We start from the raw sequence: 16,616 nt of genomic DNA, 5'->3' as shown, positions 1-16,616 counted from the left end.
TACCTCCTTTAATCCTGGTAAAGGCGCAAGGCATCCGCCGCCGCCCGGGCCAGCTCCCGGCGGGCGGCGGGCGGGGCCAGCACCTCCAGATCCGCGCCGAAGGCGAGCAGCGAGCGGACGGAGGTCACCGAGGGGAAGGCCATCGCCAGCTCGACCCACTCCTCGGCCGGTCCGGCACCCGGCTCCGGCGGCGGCGTGGTCAGCCGGCTGCCGTGGATGCGGACGAACATGTCCAGCCGCGCGCGCCGGACCCGCACCCTGGCCGGCAGTTCCTTCGGCAGCCGCTCCACCTGCTCGCGCAGCACCGTCCACACGTCGCCGAGCGACACCCCGACGCGGCGGCGCACCGGCTCCTCGGCCGTCTCCGCGAGCAGCACCCGGTCCGCCCGGAACAGCCGGGGCTCACCGTTCAGATCGGCCACCAGGTACCAGACCGACGCCTTGCTCACCAGCCCGTACGGGTCGACGGTGTACTCGACCGGCGCGGGCGTGCCGCTGTGCCGGTAGCGCAGCCGCAGCCGCCGGTCGGCGAACACGGCGTACTGCAGCTCGCCCAGGTCCGGACCGGGTCCGGGGCTGCTCTGCATCCAGCGCGCCGGGTCGACCAGCACCCGCTCGCTGATCCGCTCGGCGGCCGGGCGGTGCGGGGCCGGCAGCGCGGCCATCACCTTGCGCAGCGCGGAGCCGAGCGCGCCGTCCAGCCCGAGGTCGCTGTGCGCGCCCTGGGCGGAGAGGACGAACAGCGCGCGGGCCTCGTCGGCGGTCAGGCCGCTGACGTCGGTGCGGTAGCCGGGCAGCAGGCTGATGCCGCCGTGCCGGCCGCGTTCGGTGAACACCGGCACACCGGCGGCGGACAGCGACTCCACGTCGCGGTAGATGGTGCGGACGGACACCTCCAGGCGCTCGGCCAGTTCGGTGGCGGGCACCCGGCCGCGGGTCTGGAGCAGCAGCAGGATCGAGAGCAGGCGGTCGGCCTTCATGGCAGAAGAATCGCAGCAATCCTGACGGCGCTTGTCAGGTTTTACTGGGAGATTGCTCTCCGAAGCCGAACCCCCTTCGACTGCTGGGAGCTGACTCCGCATGACCACCACCCCCGCCACCCAGGACCCCCGCCCGCAGCTGTTCCTGGCGCTCGACCAGATGGCGAAGCTGTTCGCCGAGATCACGCCGGACCAGCTCGACCGGCCCACCCCCTGTACCGAGTTCACCCTCCGTCAGCTGCTGAGCCACGTGGTCGGCGCCATCCACCGGCTGACGTACATGGGCGAGGGCGGCCCGGCCGAGGACGTCGCCCCGATCACTGGGAACGTGCCGGACGACGGCTGGTCGGCCGCGCTGGGGCGGGCCCGGACCCGGGTCGAGGCGGCCTGGGCGGACGACGCCAAGCTGGACCGCCCCACCCTCGCGCCCTGGGGCGAGGTGCCCGGCCGCGCCGTGCTCGGCGGCTACGTGATGGAGATGGTCACCCACGCCTGGGACATCGCCCAGGCGCTCGGCACCGGCTTCCAGCTGGACGACGCGCTGGCGCACACCGCACTGGTGATCGCCGAGATGGTCCTGCCGGCCGAGCGGCGCGGCGGCCCGGTCCCGTTCGGCGAGGTCCGGCCGGTGGACCCGGACGCCGACATCCACACCCGCCTGGCCGCCTGGCTCGGCCGCACGGCGTGACGTGACGGGCCCGGGGGAGCCCGGGGGAGCCCGCGGGCTCCCCCGGGCTCCCCCGGGCCCGGCCGTGCTACTCCCGGCCGACCTGGGTGAAGGCCATGTTCGGGTACCGGTCCCCGGCCACCTGGCCGGCCACCGGCTCCAGCAGCGCCAGCTCCTCCGCCGTGAGCTCCAGCGTCGCGGCGGCGGTGTTCTCGGCGAGCCGGCTGCGCTTGCGGGTGCCCGGGATCGGCACGACGGTGAGCCCGTGCACCTGCGCCCGCTGGTGCACCCAGGCCAGCGCGACCTGCGCGAGGGTCACCCCGCGGGCCGTCGCGATCTGCCGGATCGGCTCCAGCAGGCCGCCGTTGGCCTCCGCGTTCGCGCCGGTGAAGCGCGGCTGGGTGCGTCGCACGTCGTCCGTCGCGAGCTGCTCGGCGGCCTGGAACGCGCCGGTCAGGAAGCCCCGTCCGAGCGGCGAGTACGGCACGAAGGCGACGCCCAGCCCGGCCGCGGCCGGCACCGCCGAGCGCTCGACGTCCCGGGCGAACACCGACCACTCGGACTGCACCGCGGCGATCGGGTGGATCGCGTGCGCCTCGCGCAGCTCCGCCCCGGTCACCTCGGAGAGCCCGAGGTGGCGCACCTTGCCGGCCTGCACCAACTCGGCCATGGCGCCGACCGATTCGGCCAGCGGCACGGCCGGGTCGCGACGGTGCATGTAGTAGAGGTCGATCACGTCCACGCCGAGCCGGCGCAGCGAGGCGTCGACGGCGGCCCGGATGTACGCCGGGTCGTTGCGGATGCCGCGGAGGTTCGGGTCGTCCTCCTTGCGCTCGATGGCGAACTTGGTGGCGAGCACCACGCGCTCGCGGTTGGCGCGGACGAAGGGGCCGATCAGCTCCTCGTTGCGGCCGAAGCCGTAGGCGTCGGCGGTGTCGAACAGGGTGACGCCGGTTTCCAGGGCGGCGTCCAGGGTGGCGAGGGCCTCGGCCGTGTCGGTCGGGCCGTAGAACTCGCTCATGCCCATGCAGCCGAGGCCCTGGACGCCCACGAGCGGGCCGTCGGTGCCGAGTCGGGCGGTGGGGAGGGCGGGGAGGGTCATGCGCTCTGCTCTTCCTCTGCTCGGTAGTACTGGCACAGGACCGGGGCGCCGCTGCTGTCGGCGATCTTCCCGGCATAGAGATCGATCTTGTAGTCGAGGACCGCGAGGGTGGCCTGGAGGTCGGCGATCCGCTGCCGGACCTCCTCGCGCTGGTCGACCAGCAGCTGCCGCCGCCCCTCGTAGGTCGCCTCGCCCCGGCGGGCCATGTCCACGTACCTGAGCATGTCCGCCACCGACATGCCGGTCAGCCGCAGCCGGCCCAGGAAGGCCAGCCGGTGCAGGTCGGCGTCGCAGTAGCGGCGCTGGCCGCTGGCGGAGCGGTCGACGGGGTCGAGCAGGCCGATCCGCTCGTACCAGCGCAGGGTGTGGGCGGTGAGCCCGCTGGCCGTGGCGACCTCGCTGATGGTGTGCCGCGGGCTCCGGTCCGGGTCGCCGACCGGCCGGTTGAACACGTCGGCACAGCTCCGCAGATCGACCGCGACGGGCGCAAGTGTGGCCATGATCGATTCCCCCTGTGATGTGCGATGACAACGACGCTACCGAGTTCGAGTGCACTCCAAGCAAGCCTCCCATCCGGGTGGTCCCGCCACCCGGATTTCGCCCCGACTAAAGTCGGGCGCATGGAGAGCTTGCGGATGATCGAGAACTGGCCCGTGCCCCACGCCGCCGCGGCGGTGGTCCAGGGGGCGGACGGCGCGGTGCTGGGCGCGCACGGACCGCAGCAGCACCTCTTCCCGCTGGCGTCGGTGACCAAGCTGCTCACCTCGTACGCCGCGCTGGTCGCGGTCGAGGAGGGCGTCTTCGAGCTGGACGACCCGGCCGGGCCGCCCGGTTCGACCGTCCGCCACCTGCTCGCGCACACCTCCGGCCTGGCCTTCGACGAGGACCGGGTGTTCGCCGAGCCGGGCAACCGCCGCCTCTACTCCAACGCGGGCTTCGACGCTCTGGCCCACGCCCTGGGCGAGGCCGCCGGGATCGAGTTCTCCCGGTACGTCGCCGAGGCGGTGTTCGAGCCGCTGGGCATGCACGACACCCTGATCAACACCGCGCACAAGTCTCCGGCGGGTGCCGGCGGCCTGTCCACCGTCGCCGACCTCACCCGGTTCGCGGCCGAGCTGCAGTCCCCGAAGCTGCTCGACCCGTCCACCGTGCGGCAGGCCACCCGCGAGGTCGCCTTCCCCGGCACCAGCGGCGTGCTGCCCGGCTTCGGCCACCGCCGCCCGAACGACTGGGGCCTCGGCTTCGAGATCCGCGACGGCAAGTCCCCGCACTGGACCGGCACCGCCAACTCGCCCGCCACCTTCGGCCACTTCGGCCAGTCCGGCACCTTCCTGTGGGTCGACCCCCAGGCCGGGGTGGCCTGCATCGCGCTCACCGACCGGGACTTCGGCCCGTGGGCCGCCGAGGTCTGGCCGCAGCTGTCCGACGCGGTCCTGGCCGAGCGGCTGGGGCTCCCCGGCTGATTCAGCCGTACGAGACCGGCGAGTGCATCTCCCACAGCAGGAGTTCGGCGCCGGTCTCGCCGGCCGTCGGGTCGGCGAACGCCTCACCGGTGATCCGCACGCTGTCCCCCGGCACCATCGAACGGCCGCCGCCCTGCGGGCCCGGGACCGTCCGGTAGCCCAGCGCGCCGGCCGTCAGGTGCGCGTACCGCCAGGCGGCGACGGGCAGTTGGGGCAGCGGCTGCCACGGCCCGGCGGTCGCCAGCCAGAGCGCGGCGTCGCTGCGGCGCAGCCGCAGGGCGTCCGTCCCGGCGTCGCGCTCCAGCCCGGAGGCGAGCAGCGTCAATCCGCCGTCCGCCGGTTCCACCCGGCGCAGCCCGTACGCCGGGGGCGCGTCGAACACGTCCGGCTGCAGCCACATCTGGACGAACCGGACCGGGCCAGCCGCGCCGCCGACGTTGCGCTCGGTGTGGGTGACGCCGGAGCCCGCGCTCAGGTGCTGGAGCATCCCCGGGCGGACCACCCCGCTGTGGCCGCGGGAGTCCCGGTGGGCCAGCGCGCCCTCCAGCACCCAGGTGAGGATCTCGGTGTCCCGGTGCTTGTGCTCCTCGAACCCGGCACCGGGGGCGAGGAGTTCCTCGTTGCACGCGAGCAGCGCCCCGAAGTGGGTGTTCTTCGGGTCGTAGTGGCCCGCGAAGGAGAACGCGTGTCTGGTCTCGATGCCCTCGGCCGGCGTGGAGAGGTAGCGCTCGGCGGTGCGGCGCAGGTCGGCGCGGGGGCGGGCAGGAGCGTCGGTCACGGGCCCCACGGTAGCGCGCTTGATGGCTCGTTCCGGGCGCTCTGGGACCCGGCGCCGACGCTCGTCGCTCCGGCACTCCCTCCTGCGTCGGTCGCTTGTCGCTCCTCGCTTTCGGCGCCGGCGCGCCCTCCAACTCGCGGCTGTGACCGGAGCCACCGCGGCGCTCCGCCGGGGGGTGTGCACGAGCAGTCACTCACGTGAGGCAGTCTTGTCCTTGTGCCAGCCGCTTCCGCAGACGCCAAGAGCGAACCCACCGAGAATCCCAGGCCCGAGTCGAACGGGAAGAGCCCGGCCCCCGGAGCGGGCCGCGACCGTCCCGGCCGCGCGGCGCCCCGCCTGACCGCGCAGGAGCGCAGAAACGCCGCCGAGCGGGCCGAACGCCGGGCCGCGACGCTCAAGCGGCTGGAGAAGTCCTCGGGCAAGCTGGCCACCGCCGCGATCGCGCGGATGGACGACCAGCTCGGCTGGTACCGCCGGATGCCGCCGGAGCACCGGTCCTGGATCGGCCTGGTCGCCCAGGCCGGTATCGCCGCCTTCACCGAGTGGTACCGCCACCCGGACACCGCGCAGGCGATCTCCACCGATGTCTTCGGCACCGCGCCGCGCGAGCTGACCAGGGCGATCACGCTGCGCCAGACCGTCGAGCTGATCCGCACCACGATCGAGGTGATGGAGGAGGCCATCGAGGAGGTGGCCGCCCCCGGCGACGAGGCGGACATGCGCGAGTCCGTGCTGGTCTACGCCCGGGAGATCGCCTTCGCCACCGCCCAGGTCTACGCCCAGGCGGCCGAGGCGCGCGGCGCCTGGGACGCGCGGCTGGAGGCGCTGGTCGTCAACTCGCTGCTCTCCGGTGACGCGGACGAGGGAGTGCTCTCACGGGCCGCGGCCCTCGGCTGGGGCCAGCCGAGCCAGGTCCGGGTGGTGATGGGCAGTGCCCCGGACGGGGACAGCGAGCTGGTCGTCGAGGCGATCCGCCGGGCCGCCCGGTACGCCAAGCTGCACGTGCTGACCGGGGTGCTGGGCAAGCGCCTGGTGGTCGTGGTGGGCGGCGACAAGGAGCCGGTGCACGCGGCCCGGGCGCTGATCGGCCAGTTCGCGCCGGGCCCGGTGGTGGTCGGCCCGACCGTGCCGGACCTGCTCTCGGCGACCCGCTCGGCGCACGCCGCCGCGGCCGGCCTGCGGGCCTGCGCCGCCTGGCCGGACGCCCCCCGCCCGGTGCTGGCCGACGACCTGCTGCCCGAACGCGCGCTCGCCGGCGACGAGGCGGCCCGCCGCCAGCTGGTGGAGGAGATCTACACACCGCTGGACGAGGCCGGCTCGGCCCTGCTGGAGACGCTGAGCGTGTACCTGGAGCAGGCCTCCTCGCTGGAGGGCGCCGCCCGGATGCTCTTCGTCCACCCCAACACGGTGCGCTACCGGCTCCGACGTGTGACCGATGTCACGGGCTACGCACCCTCCGACGTGCGGTCGGCGTTCACCCTGCGGATCGCCCTCGCGCTCGGCCGACTTGCCGCCGCCGGGGAGCAGGGTTGACCAGGATGTAGGGACTCCACAATCCCCAATGCTTTTCTTCGTTACCGTCGCCTACCCGCCCGCGGGCGCCTGGCGAGAGAGGGTTGAACCGTGCTCGTAATCGTCGCCCCTGGACAGGGTGCTCAGACCCCCGGTTTCCTCAGCCCCTGGCTGGAGCTCGACGGTGTCGCCGACCGCCTGCGCGGCTGGTCGGAGGTCGCCGGGCTCGATCTGCTGCACGCCGGTACCGAGGCGGACGCCGAGGAGATCAAGGACACCGCCGTCGCCCAGCCGCTGCTGGTCGCGGCCGGTCTGGTCACCGCCCGCGCGCTCTTCCCCGACGAGGACGCCGCCCGCACGCTGGTCGGCGCCGTGGCCGGCCACAGCGTCGGCGAGATCACCGCCGCGGCCGGCGCCGGGGTGCTCAGCGCCCACGACGCGCTGGCCTTCGTCCGGGAACGCAGCCGGGCGATGGCCGAGGCCGCCGCCGTCACCGAGACCGGTATGACCGCCGTCCTCGGCGGCGACGCGGAGGTCGTCGCGACCAAGCTGGCGGAGCACGGCCTGACCCCGGCCAACAACAACGGCGGCGGCCAGATCGTCGCCGCCGGCACGCTTGCCCAGCTGGAGGCGCTGAAGGCGGATCCGCCGACCGGTGCCCGGCTGATCCCGCTGAAGGTGGCGGGCGCCTTCCACACCGAGCACATGGCCCCGGGCGTCGAGCGGCTGGCGAAGCTGGCCCCGACCCTGGCCGTGGCCGACCCGCAGGTGCGCTACGTCTCCAACCGGGACGGCGGCGTGGTCTCCTCGGGCGCCGAGGTGCTGAACCGTCTGGTGTCGCAGGTCTCCAACCCGGTCCGCTGGGACCTCTGCATGGAGACCCTGGCCGCGCTGGGCGCGACCGCCGTCATCGAGCTGGCCCCCGCGGGCACGCTCACCGGACTGGTCAAGCGCAACCTCAAGGGTGTGGCGACGCTTGCCCTCAAGACCCCCGCCGACCTCGACAAGGCCCGCGAACTCGTCGCAGAGCACGGCGGTAAGGACCAGGAGACCAAGGCATGAGCGAGCGAATCATCAAGGGGTGCGCATTTTGCGAAGCGACCGCCGAGCGCAGCGAGGTGGCCGCATGAGCAAGCCGCAGATCCGTCCGGCCACCGGGGCGCAGTTCTCGCGCATCCTCGGCGTGGGCGGCTACCGTCCGGTCCGGGTGATCCCCAACGCCGAGGTGCTGGAGTGGATCGACTCCTCGGACGAGTGGATCCGCACCCGCAGCGGCATCGCCGAGCGCCGCTGGGCCGGCCCGGAGGAGACCGTCGCCGAGATGTCGGTGCAGGCCGCCGGCAAGGCCATCGCGCAGGCCGGGATCGCCCCCGACCAGATCGGCGGCGTGATCGTCGCGACCGTCTCGCACCTCAAGCAGACCCCGGCCATCGCCACCGAGATCGCCGAGCGGCTGGGCTGCGGAACCGCCCCGGCCTTCGACATCTCGGCCGCCTGCGCCGGCTTCGGCTACGGCCTGGGCCTGGCCGACGGCATGATCCGCAGCGGCAGCGCCGAGTACGTCCTGGTGATCGGCGTCGAGCGGCTCAGCGACCTGACCGACCAGTCGGACCGCTCGACCGCGTTCATCTTCGGCGACGGCGCCGGCGCCGCGATCGTCGGCCCGTCCGACACTCCCGGCATCGGCAAGGTGATCTGGGGCTCGGACGGCTCCCAGAAGGACGTCATCTCGCAGACCCAGGCATGGGACACCGCCTTCGCCAAGGCCGACGCGGTCAACGGCGTGGGTGACGAGACCAAGTGGCCGGCCCTGCGGATGGAGGGTCAGTCCGTCTTCCGCTGGGCGGTCTGGGAGATGGCCAAGGTGGCCCAGCAGGCACTGGACGCCGCCGGGATCACCGCCGACCAGCTCGGCGCCTTCATCCCGCACCAGGCCAACATGCGCATCACCGACGCCATGATCAAGGCCCTGAAGCTGCCCGACTCGGTGCCGGTCGCCCGCGACATCTCCGAGACCGGCAACACCTCCGCGGCCTCCATCCCGCTGGCGATGGAACGCATGCTGGAGAGCGGCGAGGCCCGCAGTGGCGACCTCGCGCTGATCATCGGGTTCGGGGCGGGTCTCGTGTACGCCGCGGCAGTCGTTACGCTCCCCTAGGCGCGTTTTCGCCCCAGTCATCCGCAAAGCCTGCGTCCGTCCGCCGGTCGGACGCGTTCAACACCGAAGAGGAGCAAGCCAGTATGGCTAAGGACAAGGACGAGGTCCTGGCAGGTCTCGCCGAGATCGTCAACGAGATCGCCGGCATCCCGGCCGAGGACGTCGAGCTCGACAAGTCCTTCACCGACGACCTGGACGTCGACTCGCTGTCCATGGTCGAGGTCGTCGTGGCCGCCGAGGAGCGCTTCGACGTCAAGATCCCGGACGACGAGGTCAAGAACCTGAAGACGGTCGGCGACGCGGTGGACTACATCCTCACCAACGCCGCCGCCTGAGCGATCGCATGACCGTCGGCCGGACTCGCACGAGCCGGCCGACCCGCCGGCCGGGACGCCCCACCGGGCGCCCGGCCGGGCCCACCCCCCGGCTCGCCGCCGACCCCGCACCAATGTGAGAGAAGAAGACCAGTGACCGCTGAAAACCGTACCGTGGTCGTCACGGGTATCGGCGCCTTCACGCCGCTGGGCGGCGACGCCGCCACCACCTGGGAGAACCTGGTGGCGGGCCGTTCCGGAGTGTCGGCCCTGACCGAGGAGTGGGCCGCGGACCTGCCGGTCCGCATCGCCGCGCGCACCGCCGTCGAGCCGGGCGAGATCCTGCCCCGCCCGCTGGCCCGCAAGCTGGACCGCTCCGCGCAGTTCGCGCTGATCGCCGCCCGGGAGGCCTGGGCCGACGCCGGCTTCGAGACCCCGGCCACCGACGAGTCCTCCAAGCTCGCCCCCGAGCGCCTCGGCGCCGTCATCGCCTCCGGCATCGGCGGCGTGACCACCCTCCTCGACCAGTACGACGTGCTAAAGGAGAAGGGCTCCCGCAAGGTCTCCCCGCACACCGTCCCGATGCTGATGCCCAACTCCCCGGCGGCCAACGTCGGTCTGGAGGTCGGCGCCCGCGCGGGTGTGCACACCCCCGTCTCCGCCTGTGCCTCCGGCGCCGAGGCGATCGGCTACGCGATCGAGATGATCCGCAGCGGCCGCGCCGACGTGGTCGTGGCCGGCGGCACCGAGGCCGCGATCCACCCGCTGCCGATCGCCGCGTTCGCCAACATGATGGCGATGTCCAAGAACAACGACGACCCCGAGCGCGCCTCGCGCCCGTACGACAAGGCCCGTGACGGCTTCGTCCTGGGCGAGGGCGCCGGCGTGGTCGTGCTGGAGTCGGTCGAGCACGCCGAGGCCCGCGGGGCCCGGATCTACTGCGAGGCCGTGGGCCAGGGCCTGTCCTCGGACGCCCACCACATCGCCCAGCCGGAGCCGACCGGCGCCGGGGTGGCCCGCGCGCTGGCCGACCTGTTCGACCGCAACGCGCTGGACAAGGCCGAGATCGTGCACGTCAACGCGCACGCCACCTCGACCCCGCAGGGTGACACCGCCGAGCTGAAGGCGCTGCGCAAGGAACTCGGCGAGCACCTGGACCACATCGCCGTCTCGGCCACCAAGTCGATGACCGGTCACCTGCTGGGCGGCGCGGGCGGTATCGAGACCGTCGCCACCGTGCTGGCCCTGTACCACCGGGTCGCCCCGCCGACCATCAACGTCGACGAGCTGGACGACGACATCGACGCGGACATCGTGCGCGAGGCCCGTCCGCTGCCCGGCGAGGGCCGGATCGCGGCGCTGAACAACTCGTTCGGCTTCGGCGGCCACAACGTGGTGCTGGCCTTCCGCACCCGCTGACCGCACACCGGAAGGGGCCGGCGCTCTCGCGAGCGCCGGCCCCTTCTCGTACGGTCTCAGACCACCTGGTGCAGCCAGCGCACCGGCGCGCCCTCACCGGCGTACCGGAACGGCTCCAGTTCGTCGTCCCAGGGCTTGCCGAGCAGCCGGGAGATCTCGGCCTCCAGGTCGGCCCCCTCGCTGCGGGCACGCAGCAGGACGGCGCGCAGCCGGTCCTCGGGGATCAGGATGTCCCCGTGGATGCCCGTGACGGCGTGGAAGATGCCGAGCGAGGGCGTGCTGCTGTAGCGCTCGCCCTCCGCCGTGGCGCAGGGCTCGCTGGTGACCTCGTACCGCATCAGCTGCCAGCCGCGCAGCGCGGAGGCGAGCTTCGAGGCCGTGCCGGGCTCGCCCTGCCAGGAGAGCTCGGCACGCCAGTGTCCGGGCGCGGCCGGCTGGCGGATCCAGTCCAGGCTCACCCGCACACCGAGCACCCCTGCGACGGCCCACTCGACGTGCGGGCACAGTGCGCGGGGCGCGGAGTGGATGTAGAGAACTCCACGTGTCGTCACCGGGACCTCCAGGCTGTGGACGAGGGTCGCCTTCCCCAGCTGCCTCGTGCCTGCAGTTGATCCACAGTTACCCACGTTAGCCGACATTAAGCGACTAAATTGAGCAAAACGGACAGGCTTTCGCTCAATGCTAGTCGAATCCTCAACGAGGTCTACCCCTCGGCCGGATCTCTCCCCCGAACGGCCCCATCGCGAGGCTGGACCACCGTACCGCGCCGCCCCGCACGATGGATGACGCACTTTCGGATCCGACCGGATTGCGGTAGTGCGGCGGGTTCCCCTGCGCCGTGCAGCGACTCTTATTCGGCAAACCGCCCCGCACGCCCGGTGGGGCGGCGGGGCGGTCGACGGTCTGACGCAGGGTCAGCCGTCCAGGCGGACAACCATCTTGCCGGTGTTGACGCCGCGCAGCAGGTCGAGGAAGGCGTCGGCGGCGCGCTCGAAGCCGTCCACCACGGTTTCCTCGTGACGGAGTTCGCCGGACGCCAGCCAGCCGGCCACCTCGGTGACGAACTGCGGCTGGAGCGCGGCGTGGTCGCCGACCAGCATGCCTTCCAGGCGCAGCCGCTTGCCGATCGCGAGCGCGAGGTTGCGCGGGGCGGCAGGGGCGGTGGTCTCGTTGTACTGGGCGATCGCGCCGCAGAGCACCGCGCGGCCGTGCACGCCGAGCGCGCCGATCGCGGCCTCCAGGTGGTCGCCGCCGACGTTGTCGAAGTACAGGTCGATGCCGGCCGGGGCGGCCTTCGCCAGCTGCTCGGCGACCGGCGCGTCCTTGTAGTTGAAGGCCGCGTCGAAGCCGTACTCGTCCACCAGCTTGGCGACCTTCTCCGCCGAGCCGGCCGAACCGACCACCAGGGAGGCGCCCTTGAGCTTCGCGATCTGGCCGACCATCGAGCCGACCGCGCCGGCCGCGCCGGAGACGAAGACCTTGTCGCCCTCCTTGAGGCCGCCGACGGCGAGCAGGCCGGCGTAGGCGGTCAGGCCGGTCATGCCGAGCACCCCGAGGTAGGCGGAGAGCGGCGCGGCGGCCGGGTCGACCTTGACCGCGCGCTTGGCGTCGACGGTCGCGTACTCGCGCCAGCCGAGCCCGTGCAGCACCGCGTCGCCCGGGGCGAAGCCCTCGGCCTCGGAGGCCACGACGTAGCCGACCGCGCCGCCGTCCATGACCTGGCCGAGCTGGAACGGGGGCAGGTAGGACTTCACGTCGTTCATCCGGCCCCGCACGTACGGGTCGACCGAGAGGAAGGCGTTGCGGACCAGGATCTCGCCCGGGCCCGGGGTCCGGACCGGGGCCTCGACGAGGGCGAAGTCGGTCGGGACGGGCCAGCCCTGCGGGCGGGCGGCGAGGTGCCATTCACGGGCGGTGGCGGGCGCTGCCTGCTCTGCCATGGGGTGTGCTCCTTGTACTGTTCGGCGGTTCCCCGGTGATGTCGCTGGATGTCACTGCACCTGAAAGGTTGAGCAACTGAAGTAACGATGGACATGAAAGGTTCAGGTTGTCAACTTTTCAGGTACAGTGGATCCCATGGACACGCAGCCGACCGCGGCCGCCACGCCGCAGCAGCCCGACGAGATCACCCGCGAGGTCGTCGACCTCATGGCCAACCTGGTCGCGCTCTTCCACCGCGAGTACGAGGACGCCGCGGCCGCCCGGTCGCTGACCGGCGCCCAGGCCAAGGTGCTCGCCCTGCTGCGGCGCGGGCCGATGCCGATGCGCCAGATCGCCCAGACGCTCAGCTGCGAGCCGTCCAACATCACCGGGATCGTCGACCGGCTGGAGTCGCGCGGCTTCGTCACCAGGGAGGCCGACCGGCAGGACCGCCGGGTCAAACTGGTCGCCGCCACCGACACCGGCACCGCCGCCTCCGAGGAACTGCGCGAGTCGCTGAACTTCGCCCGCGAGCCGCTCGCCGCCCTCGGCCCGGACGAGCGGACCGTTCTGCGCGATCTGCTCCGGCGGATGCTCGCGGGCGCCTCCGGCCCCGGGGCGTGACCAGCGTCACGCCCATCGGAGCCGAACCGGTGGGCCGGCGGAGGTAACCGAACACTCCCCCGAAACGTCTAATGTTCGAACGCCGAACAGCTACAGACGAAGACGGGGGGCCCGCAACGATGAGCAGCAGCTCGCGCAGGCGGCGGTTCCTGCGGACCGCCATCGGCCTGGCCGCCGTCCTGGTGCTGTCCGTCGTGGGCGCCGGAGCCTGGTTCTACCACCGGCTGGACCACAACATCACCACCTTCGACGCGGGCGGCGTCGCCACCGAACGCCCGCCGGCCCCCGTCCCGGCCACCCCGGGCGCCTCGGTGCCGGTCAACGTCCTGCTGCTCGGCTCGGACACCCGGGACGACGGCAACAATGCGCTCGGCGGTGGCGACGAGGGCGTCGCCCACTCGGACACCGCGATCCTGGTGCACGTCTACGCCGACCACAAGCACGCCGTCGGCGTCTCGATCCCCCGGGACACCCTGGTCACCCTCCCGTCCTGCAAGCTGCCGAACGGCACCTGGACCGCGCCGAAGACCGACCAGATGTTCAACTCCGCCTTCAGCGTGGGCGACGACCCCAAGGGGAACCCGGCCTGCACGCAGAACACCGTGGAGAAGCTGACCGGGCTGCGGATCGACCACACGGTCGTGGTCGACTTCAAGGGCGCTGCCGCGATGAGCGACGCCATCGGCGGCGTGGACGCCTGCGTCCCCAACGACGTCAACGAGTACGGCATCCACCTCACGAAGGGCCTGCAGAAGCTCTCCGGGCAGTCCGCGGTGGACTACCTGCGCGCGCGTCACGGCATCGGCGACAACTCCGACATAGGCCGGATGAAGCGCCAGCAGGCCTTCCTCTCCTCGATGATCAAGAAGGTCCAGAGCCAGGGCTTCTCGCTGCCCACCCTGCTGCCGCTGGCCGACGCGGCCACGAAGTCACTCACCGTCGACGAGGGGCTGGGCACCGCGATGAAGGTGGTGGACTTCGCCCGCTCGGTGCAGGACATCAAGCTCTCCGACGTCACCTTCGTCACCGCCCCCTGGCGCTTCGCCGGGGAGCGGGTGCGGCTGGTGCAGCCGGACGCCGACACGCTCTGGAAGCTGCTCAAAGAGGACCGCACCTTGGACGGGCAGGGCACCGCCGGGACGGGCACGGCCACCTCCTCCCCCACCGCCTCCGGGACGCCCGCCACGACCGCGCCGCTCGCGCCCGAGCAGGCCGCGGCGCCGGTGATCGTGGTCAACGGTGTCGGCACCTCCGGGCTGGCCGGCTCCGGCGCCGAGGCGCTCAAGGCCAGGGGCTTCCAGAACGTCTCGCTCGGCGCGAACAACCCCGGCCGGCAGACCACCGAGATCGCGTACGACCCGACGCTGAAGGGTGCCGCCGACCAGGCTGCCGCGCTCTTCCCCGGGGCGCGGACGGTCGAGGATCCCGGCTCCGGGGCGATCACCGTCACCCTCGGCCGCGACTACCAGCCGGCCGGCACCCAGCTGAACTCCGTGGACGCCAGCCCGAGTTCGAGCCCGAGCTCCAGCTCGTCCACGCCGAGCGGGATCCCGACCGGCATAGCGGAGAACACGCGCGGCGCCGACACCGACCCGTGCGCCAACCTGACCTTCGGGTGACCTTCCGGGTTGGCTAAACCGGGTCCGGCAGGCCCGTGATCACCGCGGTGAGGCGGGCGCCCCGGGGGAACTCCCCGGCGGCGGCCAGGTCGTGGAGTGCGGCCAGGAGCTTGGCCACGTACCGGCGTTCCAGCGCGATGCCGTGCTGCCGCTCGAACCGCTCGGCGAAGGCTGCCAGTTCGGCCGGGACCTTGCCGTAGCCGCCGCCGTGGTGCCCGTGGTCGATCCGCCAGTTGCCGAACTCCCGGCCGTACGCGGCCCGGTGGAGTCGGGCGACCTCGCCCTCCAGGTAGCCCGCGCCGCCGCGCAGGACCGCCACGCCGAGGGCCCGGGCGCCCGCCGGCAGGCCGGCCGCGATCCCGGCCAGGGTGCCGCCGGTGCCGACCGGGCAGCAGACCACGTCACGGGCGCCGAGGTCGGGCAGTTCGGCCGGGATCGCCGCCGCGCCGATCGCGGCCAGGGCGTTGGAGCCGCCCTCGGGGAGCACCAGGCAGGGGCCCCAGCGCCGCTGGATGCCTTCGGCGGTGGCTTCGTCCGCCGCACCGCGGCCGGTGACCTCGCGGTACTCCGCGCGGGAGAGGAAGGCGAGCTCCATGCCGGCCTCCTCGGCCGCCCGCAGCGACCAGTTGCGCGGGCGGTCGGCCAGCTCCTCGCCGCGAACCAGGCCGACGCTCTCCAGCCCCAGCGCCGCGGCGGCCACCGCGACCGCCCGCAGGTGCGTCGAGTAGGCGCCGCCGAAGGTCAGCAGCCGGGTGTGGCCCTGCTCGACCGCTGCCGCCAGGTTGGGCGCGAGCTTGCGCCACTTGTTGCCGGGGACGGTCGGGTGCAGCAGGTCGTCCCGCTTGAGCCGCAGCTCCACCCCGGCCCGGGCGAGCGCCGGGTCGGTGCAGTCCACCAGCGGGGTCGGCAGCAGGGCGGGTTCGAGCATCCGGCCAGCATACGGATCGGCCGGCAGCCGGGTCGGCCGGCGGCCCGGTCGCAGAGCGCCTCGACCTCGTCCATGACGTGCGAGACCAGCACCACCGTCACGCCGTTGTCGCGGATCCGGCGGATCAGGTCCAACCGATCGGTGGATGGGGCCGCTCCGGACAGCGCGAAGCCCGGCCGCCGGATCGGCGACCGGGCCAGGGCAGGTCCGGGACGGAGCGTCGGGTCAGCCCGCCCCTCCGTCCGCCATTTGCGCGTTGATGGCCCGGCGCAGGGCGCGCGGAACGGGACCGGCGGCAGGGGCCAACTTGTCGATCCGGGTCCGGAACTCGCGCCTCTGGCGCCATGTCAGGGCCGAGCCCATCCGGGCGGCGTCGATCAGCGCGACCAGGGCGGCGTCCGCCGGGGGGACCGCGGTGAGCGGTGCGCTCAGCGCCGACGTGACGCTCGCCGCCAGCGCCTTGCGCACCCGGGGCTCCCGCAGGGTGACCCGCGCGCACGGGAAGATCCCGAGCACCCGGCGCTCCTCGACCCGGATCCGACCGGCGGCCGCAAGCCCGTCACGGACCACCCGCGCCGCCATGCTCTGGCGCCCGATCCAGCTCTTCCAGCTGCGCCGCCGCCCCTGGCGGATCTGCTCCAGCAGCGCGGCGGAGAGCGGGTCGAGGCCGTCGGCAGCAGCACCGTCCACGGCGGCCGGGTGCCGGCCGTCGTCGCGGATCAGCCCGCGCCGCAGGAGTTCCACGAGGGCCGCCGCCTGCAGCACCAGGTCGAGATTGAGGATGTTGAGGCGCTCGCGCTCGGGATTGTAGGCGAGCAGGTACAGCTTCTCCGGCAGAGTGGTGGGCACGTCCATGGTGGACTCCAAGCTCAGGACAGTGTGGTGTGCCGCCCGGTCAGTCGGCGTCGGAATCGCCGGGCTCCGGGCTCTCCTTGGGCGGGCGACCGCGCCGGGGAAGCTTGGCCGCGCCGCTGGGCATCCGCCCCGCGTCGGTGAGGGCGCGGCGGAGCAGGAACTCGATCTGTGCATTCGCGCTGCGCAGTTCGTCCGCCGCCCACCGGGCCAGCGCGTCGTGCACCGCCGGGTCCAGGCGCAGCAGGATCTTCTTCCGCTCGGTCGCCAACGCCGCGCC

Annotated in this window: 18 protein-coding genes; 9 read left to right on the top strand and 9 right to left on the bottom strand. The window is 73.1% G+C overall.

All coding sequences use genetic code 11. The features are described 5' to 3' along the window. Positions 1 to 8 precede the first annotated feature (8 nt). On the bottom strand, positions 9 to 980 hold the full coding sequence (locus KV557_RS02385) for a helix-turn-helix transcriptional regulator (protein ID WP_218197908.1): 972 nt from the start codon (positions 978 to 980) through the stop codon (positions 9 to 11). Positions 981 to 1,080: 100 nt separating this feature from the next. Between KV557_RS02385 and KV557_RS02380 the strand changes: the two genes are divergently transcribed. Further along, positions 1,081 to 1,668, top strand: a complete 588-nt coding sequence (locus tag KV557_RS02380) for a TIGR03086 family metal-binding protein (protein ID WP_218197907.1) — start codon at positions 1,081 to 1,083, stop codon at positions 1,666 to 1,668. Between the two features lie 67 nt (positions 1,669 to 1,735). Here the strand turns inward: KV557_RS02380 and KV557_RS02375 are convergent, their stop codons facing one another. After that, complete coding sequence (locus KV557_RS02375) at positions 1,736 to 2,749, bottom strand: aldo/keto reductase (RefSeq protein WP_218197906.1); 1,014 nt, start codon at positions 2,747 to 2,749, stop codon at positions 1,736 to 1,738. Next, positions 2,746 to 3,249 carry a MerR family transcriptional regulator gene (locus KV557_RS02370; RefSeq protein ID WP_218197905.1) on the bottom strand — a complete coding sequence of 168 codons (504 nt, stop codon included), beginning with the start codon at positions 3,247 to 3,249 and terminating at the stop codon, positions 2,746 to 2,748. The genes KV557_RS02375 and KV557_RS02370 overlap by 4 nt, the downstream gene beginning before the upstream one ends. Positions 3,250 to 3,369: 120 nt before the next feature. Between KV557_RS02370 and KV557_RS02365 the strand changes: the two genes are divergently transcribed. Continuing rightward, positions 3,370 to 4,212 (top strand): serine hydrolase domain-containing protein, encoded by an 843-nt coding sequence (locus KV557_RS02365; RefSeq protein ID WP_218197904.1) that lies wholly within the window; start codon positions 3,370 to 3,372, stop codon positions 4,210 to 4,212. 1 nt (position 4,213) lies between these two features. Here the strand turns inward: KV557_RS02365 and KV557_RS02360 are convergent, their stop codons facing one another. After that, positions 4,214 to 4,990: a pirin family protein gene (locus KV557_RS02360; RefSeq protein WP_308129730.1), complete on the bottom strand. Its 777-nt coding sequence runs from the start codon at positions 4,988 to 4,990 to the stop codon at positions 4,214 to 4,216. 336 nt (positions 4,991 to 5,326) lie between these two features. On the opposite strand from KV557_RS02360, the gene KV557_RS02355 reads away from it, so the two are divergent. From KV557_RS02355 to fabF, 5 genes are all read left to right on the top strand, one after another. After that, positions 5,327 to 6,523 (top strand): PucR family transcriptional regulator, encoded by a 1,197-nt coding sequence (locus KV557_RS02355; RefSeq protein WP_218198184.1) that lies wholly within the window; start codon positions 5,327 to 5,329, stop codon positions 6,521 to 6,523. Between the two features lie 90 nt (positions 6,524 to 6,613). Beyond that, positions 6,614 to 7,564, top strand: coding sequence for an ACP S-malonyltransferase (locus KV557_RS02350; RefSeq protein WP_218197903.1), 951 nt, complete (start codon positions 6,614 to 6,616; stop codon positions 7,562 to 7,564). Positions 7,565 to 7,628: 64 nt separating this feature from the next. Continuing rightward, the gene (locus tag KV557_RS02345) at positions 7,629 to 8,660 is read left to right on the top strand and encodes a beta-ketoacyl-ACP synthase III (RefSeq protein ID WP_218197902.1); all 1,032 of its coding nucleotides are present in this window, start codon (positions 7,629 to 7,631) and stop codon (positions 8,658 to 8,660) included. Between the two features lie 83 nt (positions 8,661 to 8,743). After that, complete coding sequence (locus KV557_RS02340; RefSeq protein ID WP_218197901.1) at positions 8,744 to 8,995, top strand: acyl carrier protein; 252 nt, start codon at positions 8,744 to 8,746, stop codon at positions 8,993 to 8,995. 132 nt (positions 8,996 to 9,127) lie between these two features. Further along, a complete protein-coding gene (gene fabF / locus KV557_RS02335) occupies positions 9,128 to 10,393 on the top strand; it encodes a beta-ketoacyl-ACP synthase II (RefSeq protein ID WP_218197900.1) in 1,266 nt (421 codons plus the stop codon). A gap of 56 nt (positions 10,394 to 10,449) precedes the next feature. On the opposite strand, the gene KV557_RS02330 is transcribed toward fabF, so the two are convergent. Together KV557_RS02330 and KV557_RS02325 are read right to left on the bottom strand one after the other, a co-directional pair. After that, entirely contained in the window at positions 10,450 to 10,944 is a 495-nt protein-coding gene (locus KV557_RS02330; RefSeq protein WP_218197899.1) for a DUF3145 domain-containing protein, read from the bottom strand. A 363-nt stretch (positions 10,945 to 11,307) separates the two neighbouring features. Next, on the bottom strand, positions 11,308 to 12,333 hold the full coding sequence (locus KV557_RS02325) for an NADP-dependent oxidoreductase (protein ID WP_218197898.1): 1,026 nt from the start codon (positions 12,331 to 12,333) through the stop codon (positions 11,308 to 11,310). A gap of 136 nt (positions 12,334 to 12,469) precedes the next feature. Here KV557_RS02325 and KV557_RS02320 point away from each other — a divergent pair, with 136 nt between their 5' ends. Together KV557_RS02320 and KV557_RS02315 are read left to right on the top strand one after the other, a co-directional pair. Beyond that, positions 12,470 to 12,937, top strand: a complete 468-nt coding sequence (locus KV557_RS02320; RefSeq protein WP_218197897.1) for a MarR family winged helix-turn-helix transcriptional regulator — start codon at positions 12,470 to 12,472, stop codon at positions 12,935 to 12,937. A 119-nt stretch (positions 12,938 to 13,056) separates the two neighbouring features. Beyond that, positions 13,057 to 14,556, top strand: coding sequence for an LCP family protein (locus tag KV557_RS02315; protein WP_256176835.1), 1,500 nt, complete (start codon positions 13,057 to 13,059; stop codon positions 14,554 to 14,556). Positions 14,557 to 14,569: 13 nt separating this feature from the next. Here the strand turns inward: KV557_RS02315 and KV557_RS02310 are convergent, their stop codons facing one another. The 3 genes from KV557_RS02310 to KV557_RS02300 form a co-directional block, all read right to left on the bottom strand. Then, positions 14,570 to 15,484, bottom strand: coding sequence for a 1-aminocyclopropane-1-carboxylate deaminase/D-cysteine desulfhydrase (locus KV557_RS02310; protein WP_218197896.1), 915 nt, complete (start codon positions 15,482 to 15,484; stop codon positions 14,570 to 14,572). 225 nt (positions 15,485 to 15,709) lie between these two features. Continuing rightward, a complete protein-coding gene (locus KV557_RS02305; RefSeq protein WP_218197895.1) occupies positions 15,710 to 16,351 on the bottom strand; it encodes a GOLPH3/VPS74 family protein in 642 nt (213 codons plus the stop codon). A gap of 28 nt (positions 16,352 to 16,379) precedes the next feature. Further along, on the bottom strand, positions 16,380 to 16,607 hold the full coding sequence (locus tag KV557_RS02300; RefSeq protein ID WP_218197894.1) for a hypothetical protein: 228 nt from the start codon (positions 16,605 to 16,607) through the stop codon (positions 16,380 to 16,382). Positions 16,608 to 16,616: the final 9 nt, after the last annotated feature.

This window comes from Kitasatospora aureofaciens (genome assembly GCF_019192735.1).
GTDB lineage: Bacteria > Actinomycetota > Actinomycetes > Streptomycetales > Streptomycetaceae > Kitasatospora > Kitasatospora aureofaciens_A.
This window is presented reverse-complemented; position numbering and strand designations above follow the sequence as displayed.